Genomic DNA, 14,588 nt, shown 5'->3' with positions numbered 1-14,588 from the left:
TGCTCCGGCTATGGCAGGCGAACAAGGAAGCCGTCTTCGAAAACGACCGTCACAAGACCGGCCACGATCACGGCCTGCACCAGCGCCCACAATGCAGCACGCGCCAGAGGCTTGGGCGTGGGTGATGCCCAGGTCTCAAAGATGAATATGAAGCTGAAGACGAAGAGTGCCGTTGCCAGCCAGAAGGGAATGAGACCGACAAGGACCAGCGCGTAGATCAGCGCAAGCGTCACCACAATGGCAAATCGCCCTGTCTCGGGCTGATTGAAAAGCGCAAAGAACTCCGTGAAGCGCGCATCCCGCCCTTGTGCCCCTGCGCGCCATGCCAGCACGATACCGCAGCCTGCCAGTGCAGCCCCCAGCAGCCCTGGCACAAGGCCCGGGACAGTCGCTGGATGGATGCCACGCACTTCCAGCCGGGGCATGACCCAAGACCAGTATGCGATGGCCAGACCAAGCACGGTAAACACAATGCCTGTCAGGAGATCGGCGCGGTTCATGCGACGCTCGACCAGTTCTTCTTCCGGTGTAACTTCGCTCATGACGTGTCCCTCCCCGGACACAGAAGCCGACATCTGCTGCGAGATGCCGGCTTCTTTTCGCATGCAGGCTGCAAGCCTTACATTTCGCTCTTGGTCTCGCAATCGATGCCGATGGTCGACGGGTCATTGACCATGGTGCCTCGCTCTTCTGCCGAGCAGGCCTCTTCTATGACCACTGGCATGGCCAGCTTGCGTGCTTCTTCGCCATAGGAGGGTGCAAAGACCGCGCCGTTCTTCTCGGCGTATTCACGCAAAGCGTCGGAATTCATCACCTTTTCTTCCCAGATGCGGTTCATGGTCGTGACCACCTCCTCGGGCACCTCGCGCGGAATGAAGATGCCGAAATAATCTGCCGCGATGGGGAAATCGGGCATGAACTCGGTAATGGGGGGAATGGGATCCGCACCCTCAATCGTCAGCGGCTTGTCGGAAAGTACCGCAAGTGCACGCAGGCGACCGCCGCGGATCAGCTCGGCCTGTTCGACCGCAAGCTGGGTGGTGACCATGGCCTCGCCGGAAGCAGTGGCGATTGCAGCAGGTCCGCCGCCATCATAGGCAACCATGCGATATTCGAAGTCGCCCTCGTGACCCAGGCCGGCAATCGCCATGCCGCCCGAAGATGTCACGCCTGCGGTGCCGACGGTGATCTCCGTGCCGCGCTCCTTGAAGGCCGCCAGCAGCTCGTTAAAGTCCTTGTACTCACTGTCGGCAGGAACGGACACGACGGGCACATTGGCTACCGACAGATAGATGTGCCAGTCGTCGATATTCGTGTCCGGGATGAGGCCGGTCACGGTGTAGGTGGCATTGTTGGCGATGGCATTGGCCGTCCAGGTGTAGCCATCCTTCGGTGCGTTCAGCACTTCCTGCGTGCCAACTGCGCCGGACGCGCCGGGCTGGTTGACGACCACGATCGGCTGGCCGAGCGCCTCGGAAATGATCGGTGCGGTGACGCGGGTCACCTGATCGGTCGAACCACCAGCGCCCCACGGTACTATGATGTTGATCGGACGGTCCGGCTGCCACTCCTGGGCAAGCGCCGGTGCAGCGGAAATTGCATAAGCAGATACAGCCGCAGCAAGCGCGGCTTTGGTCACGAGACCCATGTCTTCCTCCCTGAAGATAACTCTCCCCGAAGCCCCTCCTTCAGGCCCCGGTGATGCATCAACTGTGCGACCAGTCGGCGCGACTGTCAAGTAAGTAACTGGTTAGTTCTTTTTACTCCAATTGTGCCAGAGCATCCAGAACACCCCGCACATAACCGATGGAACGCGCAGCCGATGCGCGCCCGTCGGGGTGGTATTCAAAGGGTTCCATCGCCAACGCACCGCTATAGCCTCCGGCCTTCAAAACCTTCAGAAACGGGGGGATTGCGTCGCGCTTCATGGGATCATTCGACTGGCCCGGCCCCTGCCGGTTGATCGCGTTGAGCTGCACGTGAGCGAGCTTGTCTTGCGCCAGAAGCCGTTCGGCCACCGCGCACAGCCCTTCGGGCTCTTCCTGGGCAGCGTGGCTTACATCGAGCATCAGTTTCAGCGCCGTACTGCCGGCCTCGTCGATGATGGATTGCGCGTCCTCGATCCGATTGATGAAGTTGCATTCCCTGCTGTTAATCGCCTCGACGCAATAGGCGATCCCTGCTTTCTCGGCATGCTCGCCCGCAGCCTGAAAGTGCTGAACGGCCTGCGCGCGCTGCGCTGCGGAATCGCCATCAATGCGGCGCTGTTGGGGTGAGCCGTGGACCATCACTTTCGCCCCGAGTGCCTCAGCCAGATCGACAAGACGCAGCAGCGCGTCGCGCGTGAATGCCACCGTGGGCTGGTCCAGCGCGGTGATGTTGATGCCTGATGGGGCAAGGGTTATGTAGTGCAGACTTGTGACTTCCAGCCCCTCCCCTTCCACGGTTCTGCGGATTTCGCGCAGCTCGTTTGGCGTCAGTGTCAACGGGTTGGCGGCCAGGGTCATTGGCGCGATCTCAAGCCCGTCATATCCCAATGCGCTCGCAAAGGCGCATTGTTCAGCCAGCGGCATCGGCTGCAGCACTTCGTTGCACAGTGAAAGCTTCATCATTTCTCCTCATGTCCGATTTTGCTGCCGCCTCATTCGCGCAATCAAGAAAGATCACCGCTTGACAGGGAGCACAAGCATCAAATAAGTAACTGGTTAGTTACATACTGCCAAGGGAGGAAACATTGGCCACTCGTCGTATAGGCATCATCATGCACGGCATTACCGGGCGGATGGGCTACAACCAGCATCTGGTGCGTTCGGTGCTCGCGATTCGCGATCAGGGCGGTGTCCAGCTCTCCAATGGCGACATGCTTCAGGTCGACCCGATCCTTGTCGGGCGCAATCTGGAAAAGGTGAAGGCAGTAGCCGAAAAGCATGGTGTTGCCCGCTATTCCGACGATCTTGATGCGGCGCTGGCCAACCCCGACGACGAGATCTTCTTCGATGCGGGTGCCACGAAGATCCGCGCTGTCCTGCTTGAGAAGGCCTTGGCTGCGGGCAAGCATGTCTATTGCGAAAAGCCAACTTCCGATGATCTGGAAATCGCTATCGACATTGCCAAGAAAGCGCGCGCTTCCGGTCTCAAGCACGGTGTCGTGCAGGACAAGCTTTATCTGCCGGGCCTTATGAAGCTTAAGATGCTGCGCGACAGCGGGTTCTTCGGCGAAATCCTCTCGGTGCGCGGCGAATTCGGCTACTGGGTCTTCGAAGGAGACTGGCAGAAGGCGCAGCGTCCGTCCTGGAACTACCGCAAGGACGATGGCGGCGGCATCATCATCGATATGCTGTGCCACTGGCGTTATGTGCTCGACCACACTTTCGCACCGGTCAAATCCGTTTCCTGCCTTGGAGCGACGCATATCCCGACGCGCGTTGACGAAAACGGGAAGACCTACAAGGCCGATGCCGACGATGCGGCCTATGCAACCTTCGAGCTCGAAGGCGGCATCATCGCGCAGGTCAATTCAAGCTGGGCAGTGCGGGTGCGCCGTGACGATCTCGTCACCTTCCAGGTGGACGGCACCCATGGCTCCGCCGTTGCCGGTCTGCACAAATGCTGGACCCAGCACCGCGTGAACACGCCAAAGCCGGTCTGGAACCCCGACCAGCCACAGACCATGGACTTCTTCAACGATTGGGAGGAAGTGCCGGACAACTGGCCTGCCGACAACGGCTTCAAGGTTCAGTGGGAGGAGTTCCTGCGCCATGTTGCAGAGGACGCGCCCTGGGAGTTCGGTCTGGAAGCGGGCGCGCGTGGCGTCCAGCTTGCCGAACTCGGTCTCAAATCCTGGGAGGAGCGCCGCTGGCTCGATGTTCCCGAACTGAAATTCTGAGGGAGCGGCGATACATGCTGAACCTTCCCAATCCCGACGGCAGTGTTTCGGCCTACAGGCTGAAAAACACACCGGTTCAACTGGAAAAGCGTGATGCGGCTGGTTTCAGCCGCATCGCCTATGCCGCTGCCCACGTGGTGGCCGACCCACTTGCCGACAACGACCCCTGGGTGAACCCGGCAATCGACTGGGAGCGGACGCTGGCCTTCCGCCACCACCTCTGGGACCTTGGCCTGGGCGTTGCCGAGGCCATGGACACCGCCCAACGGGGCATGGGCCTTGGCTGGCCGGAAGCACGCGAGCTTATTGAGCGAGCACTCAAGGAAGCCAGGTCACGTCCCGGCGCAGTGATCGCCTGCGGTGCGGGCACTGACCATCTCGCACCCGGCCCCGATGTAGCAATCGACCAGATCATCGCCGCCTATGAGGAACAGATCGAGGCGGTGGAAGCCCATGGCGGGCGCATCATCCTCATGGCCAGCCGCGCGCTTGCTGCTGCTGCAAAGGGCCCGGACGATTATGCCCGCGTCTATGACCGCATTCTGTCCCAGGTGAAGGAGCCGGTCATCATCCACTGGCTGGGCGAAATGTTCGATCCGGCCTTGGAAGGTTATTGGGGCAAGGACGACCATATGGCGGCCATGGATGTGGCTCTTGGCGTGATCGCGGTCAATGAGGCGAAGGTGGACGGCATCAAGATTTCGCTTCTTTCCAAGGAGAAGGAAATCACCATGCGCCGCAAGCTGCCCAAATCGGTGCGCATGTATACCGGCGATGACTTCAACTATGCGGAACTGATCGCGGGCGACGCGGAAGGCCATTCCGATGCGCTTCTGGGCATTTTCGATGCGATCGCGCCCGTCGCATCCTCCGCTTTGGAAGCACTTGGAAAGGGCGAGGAGAAGAAATTCTTCGACTTGCTTGACCCGACGGTGCCGCTATCGCGTCACATCTTCAAGGCCCCTACCCGCTTCTACAAGACGGGCGTGGTGTTCCTTGCCTGGCTGAACGGCCTGCAGGACCACTTCACCATGATCGGCGGCCAGGAATCGACGCGGTCCACGCAGCATCTGGCAGAGTTGTTCCGCCTTGCCGATGATGCGCGTGTCCTGCTTCAACCCGACCTTGCGGTCGAACGCATGAAAAGCCTCATGGCTGTACGCGGCGTCGAACAGGCTTAACACCCTGATGCCAAGAAAGCCTCTCTGCAGCTTGCTGCGGAGGGGCAATGCGGGAGGAGATTTCAATGTCGGACGCACCACGGATAAAGCTCGTCGAGGCGCAGGCTTTCGAGCGGGACATTCCGTTTCGCTTCGCCTTCCGCTTTGGCGTGGCCGAGGTGCGCACTGCGCGTCAGGTCTTTTTGCGCGTCCAAATCGCGGATGAGAGCGGGCGCACGGCACGCGGCTGGTCCGCGGAAATGATGATGCCGAAATGGTTCGACAAGAACCCGGACCTCACGCCGCAAGATAACACGAACCAGCTGCGCAGATCGCTTCATCTTGCCATGGATGCGATGGCGAATGCGGGCAGCGGAACGGCATTCGGGCTTCACGCCGCGATCGAAGCGGATCACCACCGCGCCTGCGCCCAGGAGGGCTTGCCCGGCCTGATCGCCTCCTTCGGGCTGGCGCTGGTTGATCGCGCCATGCTCGATGCCTTGGCGCGGCTCTGCAAGCTGCCTGTCGAAAGACTGATCCAGCGCAATCTCGCGGGCATCACCGCGCAGACCGCGCCGGATTTGCAGGGCTTCAACCTCAATACATTTTTGGCGCGCAGGCGCATCGCATCCGACATAGCGGTGCGCCATACGGTAGGCCTGGGGGATGCATTGGTGGAGGAAGATGTCTCTGCGCCACTCGATGACGGTCTTCCGCAGACGCTCGAAGAGGTGATCGCCGCCTATGGGCATCGCTATTTCAAACTGAAGATCGGCGGCGATGTCAGCGCAGATATTGCACGTCTCGAACGCATCACGTCAGTCCTCGAACGCCTGCAGCCCGACTACCGCGCGACGGTGGATGGCAATGAGCAGTATCGGGACGAGGATCATGTTCTGCAGTTTCTGGAGGCGCTGGAGAGCAATCGGAAACTTGCGCCACTGCGAGACAAACTTCTCTTTCTGGAGCAACCAATCGCGCGTGCCGCTGCACTTGAGGCGCCGATGGGACGCATCAGCGAACGAGTGCGGCTTGAAGTGGACGAGTCGGATGCCTCGATGGACGCTTTCGTCCAAGCACGTGACCTTGGCTATTCCGGCATTTCATCCAAATCCTGCAAGGGCTTCTACCGTGCCTTGCTGAACCGCGCACGGATCGAAAACTGGAATACGCAAAATGGGCGCAAACGGTTTTTCATGTCGGCGGAGGATCTGACGACACAGGCGGGCGTGGGGCTGCAACAGGATCTCGTTCAGGCAGGACTGGTCGGTGCTGAACATGTAGAGCGTAACGGCCATCATTTCGTGCGCGGCATGGCTGGTGCTCCTGAAACGGAACTTCGCCAGTGGAGCCAGCTCCACGGTGATCTCTACCGCCCGCTCGACGGCAGTCTTCAGCTTGAAATCCGGGGTGGACGCATATCGCTCAAAAGCGTTGCTGCGGCGACGGGCCTCGGCGTGTCGGTCGAACCCTGCTGGGCGGCCATGGAACCAATGAAACGGGAGGAAACTGCATCATGAGCCTGAAAAGCCGCCTTTCCATCAATCTGGCCACGACGCGCGGAAGCTGGGGCTTCAAGGACGCCGTTGAAGGATGTCTGCGCCATGACATCACCGCGATCGCGCCCTGGCGCGATCAGATCGCGGAGATCGGTCTGTCAGAGGCCGCGCGGATCGTGAAGGAAAATGACCTGCAGGTAACCGGCCTTTGCCGCGGGGGCATGTTTCCCGCCGAGAACAAGGCCGGGCTGCAAGCCAATATCGACGACAACAAGCGCGCAATTGATGAAGCGGTGGCGCTCAATGCCGACTGCCTCGTTCTCGTCGTTGGCGGTCTGCCCGGCTTCTCGAAGGACATTGTCGAGGCGCGCAAGATGGTAACGGACGGCATTGCAGCCATTCTGCCCCATGCGCGCGAAAACAACATGCCGCTCGCCATCGAACCGCTGCACCCGATGTATGCTGCCGATCGCGCCTGCGTGAATACGCTGGGTCAGGCGCTGGACATCTGCGTTGAGCTGGGGTCAGGCGTAGGCGTGGCCATCGATGTCTATCACGTCTGGTGGGACCCGCAGCTTGAGGAGCAGATTGCGCGTGCAGGCCAGATGGACGCGATCCTCGCCCATCACATCTGCGACTGGCTGGTGCCGACGCAGGACATGCTTCTCGACCGTGGCATGATGGGGGACGGGGTCATCGACCTGCCGGCCATTCGCCAGATGATCGAAAGAGCTGGCTTCCAGGGCCCGCAGGAGGTGGAAATCTTTTCCCGCGACAATTGGTGGAAGAAGCCCGGCGACGAGGTTCTTCAGACCTGCGTGGAACGGTTCGAAACCGTTTGCTAGCCAAAGACGGTGTGTCGCTTCCTCAGGCGACGCGCCTTGTCCATGTGCGGTTGCCAAAGAGCCGCAACATTTCCATTTCCGGAACCGGCTTGCTGAAGAAGTAGCCTTGCGCCTCATCACAGCCGCTCTCTCCAACGAGCTTGAGCTGGTCGGCCGTCTCGACACCTTCCGTCACCGAAACAACTCCAAGCGCATCCGTCAGACTGATGATCGCGTCGATGATGGCGCGGTGGGCGGCGTTGGTTTCCATGTCTGCCAGGAAGGACCGGTCGATCTTGATCTTGTCGAAGGTGAACTTGCGCAGATAGGCGAGCGATGAATAGCCTGTGCCGAAATCGTCGAGCGAGATGCGGATGCCAAGCGCCCTCAGCTTGCGCAGGGCGCGGTGGACATCGGAATTCTCCTCAAGAAGCAGAGTCTCGGTGACTTCCAATTCGAGCCGACTTGGCTCAAGCCCCGTTTCATGGAGAACGGTTGTGACCGTCTCGACAATGTCGGATCGTTGAAACTGAACTGCCGAGACATTGACGGCAATGTTTACCGTGCTTGGCAGAAGCGTTGCAGTCGAACACGCCTTTCTCAGAAGCCACGCACCAAGCGGGACGATGACACCGCTTTGCTCGGCCAAAGGAATGAATTCGTCCGGCGGAACATTGCCCAGGGGCGTGTTGGGCCAGCGCAGCAGCACTTCCATGGTCGTTATCTTGCCGGAGCGCAGATTGACAATCGGCTGGTAGTGCAGCGCGAAATCTTCCTCGTAATCTGCCGTGCGCAGGGCGAGTTCGAGCAGGCGCTTGCGCTGCAGGCGCACATCCATCTCCGGCTCGAAGAAGCGGAAGCTTCCGCGTCCGGCGGCCTTTGCACTGTAGAGAGCGGAGTCCGCGCTGCTTAGAAGAGCATCCCAGTCGACCTCATTGCCATGGGTCTGGGCAATGCCGACGCTGACGCCGATGACGACATCATGCTCATCAATCTGGTAGGGCTGACTGATGGAATCGATCAGGTTCTGCGCCAGCTCGGAGGATTGATCGACATTCATATCCTTGATCACGACTATGAATTCGTCACCGCCAAGGCGTGCAATGATGCCTCTATCGGCGACCGCCGCCTTAATGCGCGCAGCCACTTCCTGCAGAAGCGCGTCGCCGACCGGATGGCCGAGCGTATCGTTGACATGTTTGAAGTCGTCGAGGTCGAGACAAAGAACCGTTGTGTCCTCTACAACGCGCTTGCCATTGATCACACCGTCTTCCAGAAATTCGCGCAGCAGCCTGCGGTTTGGCAGCCCGGTCAGAAGATCGTGGCGGGCCATATGGGCAAGGTCGGTCGCCGCGCGCTTCAGATCCCTGTTGGCGTTCTTCAGTCGCGACTGGGTGCGGGCAAGGGTTCGGTTTTGCACTGCAAGAAGCCCCGCCAGCGCCAGTCCGCACAGGATGAAGCCCAATGCGGTCGCCATGAAGGTGCGGTGAACACCCAGCAGATCCTGCTCGTATTCTGTTATTTTAACACTGGTGAAGTAGGCAGCCTCCGACGACATCCTAACAAGGTCTGCCTCCAACGGCTGCATGATGTCGAAAATGGCTTCTGCGCTTCCCGGCTCCTCGATATTCGCAACATAAGGCTCCATCTGCTTTACGGCTGCAGAAGCACGCGCGATCACCTGCTGGCGAAAACTCTCCTGTGCTGCAAATTCAGCAAAAAAGCCGCGGCCGAAGACTTGTGTACGTCCCTTGAGGATCTCGTAGCGAAGCTTCAATTCGTCACGCGCTTCAGGCGTGGGATTGCTTCTATAGGCAGTCACACGCTGGAACAGGCGGATGAACTCGTTGAACCCCTGACTAGCGCTCCATGCCACATCATAGCGAGAGACGTGGCTGAGCGGTTTCTGCTGCTCGAAGATGATCAGCGAGAGGTAGCCCGCAGCAATCGCAAAGGCCAGCGTGGTCGCGATGAGCACGGCCTTGAGATAGCGGAACACCGCGGAGATGCGGCTATGGGAGAGGCTGGGGCTCCTCATCAAAGGTGCCTTCAGCGAACGACCAGACGCGCGACTTGCCAGGCTGAACGGGCGTAATAAAGCTGACTGTGCAGGTTCTCGCCATCATAGGGATAGATGATGAACAGCGGTCCTTTGTCGCTGATCGGCATATATTCGCCGTCGCGCTTCAGCGCGAGGATGACGCCATGCTCATAGAAATCGGTGATGGGAATGACGGTGCTGTAGTCATTCAGAGCCATGGCCACGACTTCCTTACCTTCTGCACCCAGAAGCTCCAGAAGGTCTTCGACCGGGACGCCTTCAAATGCCACGGTGCCGTCATGCCAGGGCGTGGTGGTCTTGACCGTCTCCGTTCCCAACGCCTCGAGCATTGCGCGGTCGAACACCGCGGCATCCTCGGCATTGGTAACGTTGATTTTGCCCTCTACGCGCAGGATCACATCGCCTTCAGGGCTGTCCAACTGCGTATCCTGAGCAGAAGCTCCAAAGCTCAACACAGATGAAACGGCCAAGGCGGCCATGACTGGAGTAAATCGGCCCTTCAGCCAAGACATCTTCATCTTCAACGCTCCCGCAACGCGTTCTGTGCAGCGTGAAAATCGCTGCATCCCCGCTCAGCGTCGCACGGGAGGGTTCACATAATGTTACCGGCAGACGGTTGAGGCTTTTAATTCGGCTTTCATGGTCGATTGCCGTTCGAATATGCCCGCCAACAGGTCAGAAATGCTGTATTCTGTCGGAATCAGCAGCCTGAGATTGTACATTGCGTAGGGGGAAGTCGGGGGTGACGCTCACAGTTCATGGCGTAAAGGTTCCGATCGAAGCGACAGAAGTATCTCCGGTGGTCTGGGAGGCACTGGCTTCAGGAACATATGAGGCCAAGGAAGCCCGATGGATCACCAAATGCGTGCGCCCCGGAGACCGGGTGCTAGAGCTTGGCAGCGGGATTGGCGTCGTTACCACTCTGATTGCAGCTATTCCCGACGTGCGGGTTTGGGCCTATGAGGCCAATCCGCTCACCGTCGCGCTAGCGCGCCGCGTTCTGGAGGCGAATGCGATTGCCAATGTCACGCTCAGGCAAGGAGTCCTCACCGCAGGCGCTTCGAAAGATCTGCCCTTCTATATCCGTGCGGATCTGTGGATGTCCTCCATGGACGAGAAGCAGGGCCCGTATCTGAAGGTCGTGCAACTTGCCTCATCAGATATCGACGCCTTTGTCTCGCGCAACGAGATTGATGTACTGGTCATGGATATCGAAGGTGCCGAGCGTGACCTTCTGCAAAATGCGGAATTGCCGGGCGTGGACAGGATCTTTCTGGAGCTCCATGACCATCTCTACGGCCTTGCCGGCATTCGCGACATCACTCAGGCGCTGGCTGAAAAAGGCTTTGGTTACGACCCACGCGGGTCCAGCGGCCCCTGTGTCCTGTTTTCTCGCGATGATGCACCACGGGCATATCAGGAAGAAGCGGAGTGGGCCTGACGCTCCGCTTCTAACGCAGAATTTCAGCCGTCAGCATCAGGCTGCTGCTTCTCCTTCCAGCGCCTTCAGCACTGCATCACGCATTGGCATCGGTGCCACCGCACCGAAGCCCTGCGTGGAGAGGGCTGCAGCGGCATTGGCATATCGTGCGGCCTTGAACGGGTCCTGCGTGCGGAGATATTCGGCGAGGAAGTTGCCGTCGAACGTGTCGCCCGCCCCCGTTGCATCCACGGCATTGACGCGGATACCGGGCACCTTGCGGCGCTCATCCTGTGTCGCGATCAGGCAGCCTTCGGCTCCAAGCGTAAGCGCAACCACCTTTGCGCCGTCCTTCAGGTAGTGGTCGGCAATCGCGTCAGGATCGCTCAGCCCTGTCAGCTGTTCGGCATCTTCAAGGCCCGGCAATGCGATGTCGGTCATTGCCATGGCGGCACCGATCATCGCCCGCGCACGCTCCAGCGGCCATAGCTTCAGACGCAGATTGGTGTCGAACGAAACCAGCGTGTCGTTTTCGCGTGCAACGGAAATGGCTTCCAGAACCGCGTCTGCGGCGCTTGAACTGATAGCCATGGAGATGCCGGACATATGCAGGATGTCGGCCTTGGCGATGTAATCGCGCGGCAGGTCTGCGGGCGTAACCCGGCTCGCAGCCGATCCTTCGCGCAAATAGGAGAACACGTGTCCCTTCTCGCCGTGGCTCACGAAATAGACACCCGTATGGGCTTCGGCCTTGCGCAACACACGTGATGCATCGACGTTGTTCTCCGCCCAGAGCCTGGCAATGCTGTCGCCGAACTCATCTTCACCGAGCGCGGTGAAATAGCCGACCTCGGCACCTGCACGTGCAGCCGCAATCGCGCAGTTGGAGGTATCGCCGCCATGGCCGAAGAGATAGCGCCCGGAATCGTCAACCTGGTTGAACTCGATGAGCGGCTCGCCCATGCACACGATACGCGGACTTGTCATTCCCTTCTCCCTCACGGCCTGGCGGAACTTTACCGCCCATGAAATCCGGCCTCTTTGAAGTCGATTTCACGGTGAACGGCAAGCGCTTGCGGCCCTCAAACCGTCATTTGCGTACGAAAAGCTGTGGCTGCAGGGGTGTTCAGCCCGACTTCTAGATGAACATCGTGCCCATGCCGACACCTGTGCCCGGCGGCGGGCTTGCAAGATCGAAGAGTTCCGACAGCCTGCTGCCGGGATAGAATGCGGCGTGATAGGATGCGCGGCGGCGCACCCGACGGAACCAGTCGCGTGCGGCTTCAAGGCCGGTATCATCCAGCAAATCAAGCCCCAGATCTTCGGCCCGATCCAGAACGGGGGCGACGAAGAGGTCTGCCAGAGTGATCTGGCCACCCATGATCCAGTCGCGGCCATCTTCAAGCGCAAGATTGAGCTGGGCTGCCGCTTCGCGCAACTCTGCTATCGCCACATTCAGCTCTTCCTCCCGCACATGGCGGCCACGCATGCGCGCCATATAGGTGGCACGGGTGGGTTGCAGCCTGCCACGCAAGGTTGCCGATGCGTCCGGCGCGGCTGCCGGCGCGTTAAAGACGCGTTGTGCAGATGGATATTGAACCGCCGGCATGACCATGTTTTCTACAAAGCGCAACCAGCTGCGCATTTCCGCGCGCGCATCGGGGCGCCAAGGCACCAGCGGCGGCTCGGGAAAGACCTCATCCAGATATTCGGCGATGGAGGAAGAACCGATTATCTGGTTCGAGCCGTGCAGCAAAGTGGGGACCATGCGAGGAACCGGCGGCGTGGTATGCCGCGGCTGTGGAAGCGTCACGCGGTCGTTCCCGATCTGCACATCACGGAAGTCGAGGCCTTTTTCCGCCAGAACAAGACGCACCTTCTGGCTGCAGGTAGAGTGGGCACTGTTATAAAGAACGAGTTCCATTTTCTCTTCTCCTGGCACACCTGTTCCAAGGGTTGCCGATCTGGCTTCATCTTCAACAGGGACAGGCCCTGCCGAGATGATCTGGTTCCTATCCTTTCCTTGGCGCCGCGGCTTCGCGGAAACCGCCCAGCAGGAAGGCCTTCAATTGCTGCATCATGTGATCAACATTGTCGGGCGAAACATGCTCACGCGTCACATACTGGATGCGACCGACGCCGCCGGAATCCGACACCCCGAGCAGGACAGCACCGATCATGAAAAAGTAGCGCCAGGCCAGATCCGCCTCTGTGAGATGCGGGACCACGGTTTTCAGGACCTGGACAACACGTGCGGCGAAGGGGTTGAAGTGCTTCGACAGCAACTGGTTCGTCACTTCATTGGGTGCGGTGCGGCTGTTGAGGATCAGCTTGAGCAACAGGCGACCATAATTGCGCGTGCCGGGAAAGGCATAGGGCTCGATGAAGATGTCAATGACCTCTTCGAGTGTGATCTGAGCACCGCCGCCCGCAGCGCGCTCTTCGGCCTGGTCCAGCAATTTATGACGGCGGTCATTGATGCGCTCCGCCATCCGGTCGAGTACTGCAAAGACGAGTTGCTCCTTGGAGCCATAATAGTAGTTCACCGCAGCGACATTAACGCCAGCCAATGTCGTGATCTGACGCAGCGAGGCCTGCTCGATGCCCTGATCGGCGAATACGCGCTCTGCCGCGTCAAGAATGCGGTCGCGCGGGGTGGGTTGGTCGGCGCCTTCGGCGCTATCAGAAACAAAACTCATGATTGAAACAGTCGTTTCAAATTCCCGTATTGTCAAGGGCAGGAGAAGGGTCGATGTGTATGCATATAGTATTTTATGGGGGAGCGTACCGCAAACCCGATCAGTGATTTGCGCAATGACCTCGCTTCTGCAAAAAGCGCGTCACCAAGTCGTCATTTTCCAAAGCTGTAGCAATCATGAAGAACTTCGACATCACCCTTTCGTGCGAAGACCGCCCCGGCATCGTGGCCGCAGTAACGGCGCGGCTGGCGGGTCTGGGTGCGAATATCGCGGAGTCGAACCAGTTCTGGGACCGGCAGACCAACCGGTTCTTCATGCGCATCTCGTTCACGGCGCCTGCAGAAAGCACCAGTGGCGAAATCGAACAGGCTCTGGCGTCGGTGGTAGCCGAGTTCGGCATGGAAACAGCGCTGATCGACCGGAGCCGCAAGCCGAAAATCATCGCGATGGTTTCCCGCTTTGACCACGCGCTCTTGCATCTGCTCTACCAGATCCGGGTCGGCTGGCTTGATGCGGAGGTCGTGGCCATCGTTTCAAACCATGAAGATTCTCGGCGCACGGCCGAGATTGAAGGCATCCCCTATCACTACTGGCCGGTGACGAAGGCGAACAAGGCGGAGCAAGAAGCCAAGCTTCTTGATCTGGTGGAAGAAACCGGTGCCGATCTCGTCGTGCTCGCACGCTACATGCAGGTGCTCTCCGACAATCTCTCAAACAGGCTGTTCGGGCGCGTCATCAACATCCACCACTCCTTCCTGCCAAGCTTCAAGGGCGCGCGTCCCTATCAGCAGGCATTCGAACGTGGTGTGAAAGTGATTGGCGCAACCGCGCATTACGTGACGGCCGATCTCGACGAAGGCCCGATCATCGAGCAGGAGACCGAGCGCGTGACCCATGCGATGAGCGTGGAAGACCTCGTTCACACGGGCCGCGACATCGAATCACGCGTGCTGGCCCGTGCGGTGAAACTGCATCTGGAAAGCCGCGTCATGCTCAATGGCCGCAAGACGGTGGTCTTTGCCAAGGGCTGAGCGTGCT

Annotated in this window: 14 protein-coding genes; 6 read left to right on the top strand and 8 right to left on the bottom strand. The window is 59.5% G+C overall.

Features of this window, described 5'->3' with window-relative positions:
• Nucleotides 1-8 precede the first annotated feature (8 nt).
• The 3 genes from WA367_RS06705 to WA367_RS06695 all read right to left on the bottom strand — a co-directional run bounded on the left by WA367_RS06705 (nt 9) and on the right by WA367_RS06695 (nt 2,612).
• Nucleotides 9-542, bottom strand: coding sequence for a tripartite tricarboxylate transporter TctB family protein (locus WA367_RS06705; RefSeq protein WP_336055999.1), 534 nt, complete (start codon nt 540-542; stop codon nt 9-11).
• Nucleotides 543-619: 77 nt separating this feature from the next.
• Nucleotides 620-1,648 carry a Bug family tripartite tricarboxylate transporter substrate binding protein gene (locus tag WA367_RS06700; RefSeq protein ID WP_336055998.1) on the bottom strand — a complete coding sequence of 343 codons (1,029 nt, stop codon included), beginning with the start codon at nt 1,646-1,648 and terminating at the stop codon, nt 620-622.
• Nucleotides 1,649-1,760: 112 nt separating this feature from the next.
• On the bottom strand, nt 1,761-2,612 hold the full coding sequence (locus WA367_RS06695) for a sugar phosphate isomerase/epimerase family protein (protein ID WP_336055997.1): 852 nt from the start codon (nt 2,610-2,612) through the stop codon (nt 1,761-1,763).
• A 149-nt stretch (nt 2,613-2,761) separates the two neighbouring features.
• On the opposite strand from WA367_RS06695, the gene WA367_RS06690 reads away from it, so the two are divergent.
• The 4 genes from WA367_RS06690 (at nt 2,762) to WA367_RS06675 (ending at nt 7,390) form a co-directional block, all read left to right on the top strand.
• Entirely contained in the window at nt 2,762-3,886 is a 1,125-nt protein-coding gene (locus WA367_RS06690) for a Gfo/Idh/MocA family protein (protein WP_336056059.1), read from the top strand.
• A gap of 14 nt (nt 3,887-3,900) precedes the next feature.
• Entirely contained in the window at nt 3,901-5,067 is a 1,167-nt protein-coding gene (locus tag WA367_RS06685; RefSeq protein WP_336055996.1) for a dihydrodipicolinate synthase family protein, read from the top strand.
• Nucleotides 5,068-5,132: 65 nt separating this feature from the next.
• The gene (locus WA367_RS06680) at nt 5,133-6,566 is read left to right on the top strand and encodes an enolase C-terminal domain-like protein (RefSeq protein ID WP_336055995.1); all 1,434 of its coding nucleotides are present in this window, start codon (nt 5,133-5,135) and stop codon (nt 6,564-6,566) included.
• Complete coding sequence (locus WA367_RS06675) at nt 6,563-7,390, top strand: sugar phosphate isomerase/epimerase family protein (protein ID WP_336055994.1); 828 nt, start codon at nt 6,563-6,565, stop codon at nt 7,388-7,390. Before WA367_RS06680 ends, WA367_RS06675 begins: the two co-directional genes overlap by 4 nt.
• 22 nt (nt 7,391-7,412) lie before the next feature.
• On the opposite strand, the gene WA367_RS06670 is transcribed toward WA367_RS06675, so the two are convergent.
• Together WA367_RS06670 and WA367_RS06665 are read right to left on the bottom strand one after the other, a co-directional pair.
• Complete coding sequence (locus WA367_RS06670; protein ID WP_336055993.1) at nt 7,413-9,407, bottom strand: putative bifunctional diguanylate cyclase/phosphodiesterase; 1,995 nt, start codon at nt 9,405-9,407, stop codon at nt 7,413-7,415.
• 11 nt (nt 9,408-9,418) lie between these two features.
• A complete protein-coding gene (locus WA367_RS06665) occupies nt 9,419-9,943 on the bottom strand; it encodes a molybdopterin-dependent oxidoreductase (protein ID WP_336056058.1) in 525 nt (174 codons plus the stop codon).
• Nucleotides 9,944-10,173: 230 nt separating this feature from the next.
• On the opposite strand from WA367_RS06665, the gene WA367_RS06660 reads away from it, so the two are divergent.
• Nucleotides 10,174-10,872 carry an FkbM family methyltransferase gene (locus WA367_RS06660; RefSeq protein ID WP_336055992.1) on the top strand — a complete coding sequence of 233 codons (699 nt, stop codon included), beginning with the start codon at nt 10,174-10,176 and terminating at the stop codon, nt 10,870-10,872.
• A 36-nt stretch (nt 10,873-10,908) separates the two neighbouring features.
• On the opposite strand, the gene WA367_RS06655 is transcribed toward WA367_RS06660, so the two are convergent.
• From WA367_RS06655 to WA367_RS06645, 3 genes are all read right to left on the bottom strand, one after another.
• Nucleotides 10,909-11,838 (bottom strand): sugar kinase, encoded by a 930-nt coding sequence (locus tag WA367_RS06655; RefSeq protein ID WP_336055991.1) that lies wholly within the window; start codon nt 11,836-11,838, stop codon nt 10,909-10,911.
• A gap of 151 nt (nt 11,839-11,989) precedes the next feature.
• Entirely contained in the window at nt 11,990-12,775 is a 786-nt protein-coding gene (locus tag WA367_RS06650; protein ID WP_336055990.1) for a glutathione S-transferase family protein, read from the bottom strand.
• A gap of 88 nt (nt 12,776-12,863) precedes the next feature.
• Complete coding sequence (locus WA367_RS06645; RefSeq protein WP_336055989.1) at nt 12,864-13,550, bottom strand: TetR/AcrR family transcriptional regulator; 687 nt, start codon at nt 13,548-13,550, stop codon at nt 12,864-12,866.
• Between the two features lie 176 nt (nt 13,551-13,726).
• On the opposite strand from WA367_RS06645, the gene purU reads away from it, so the two are divergent.
• Nucleotides 13,727-14,581 carry a formyltetrahydrofolate deformylase gene (purU, locus tag WA367_RS06640; protein ID WP_336055988.1) on the top strand — a complete coding sequence of 285 codons (855 nt, stop codon included), beginning with the start codon at nt 13,727-13,729 and terminating at the stop codon, nt 14,579-14,581.
• The last annotated feature ends 7 nt before the right edge of the window (nt 14,582-14,588 follow it).

This window comes from Nitratireductor sp. CH_MIT9313-5 (genome assembly GCF_037029545.1).
Taxonomy (GTDB): Bacteria; Pseudomonadota; Alphaproteobacteria; order Rhizobiales; family Rhizobiaceae; genus Chelativorans.
This window is presented reverse-complemented; position numbering and strand designations above follow the sequence as displayed.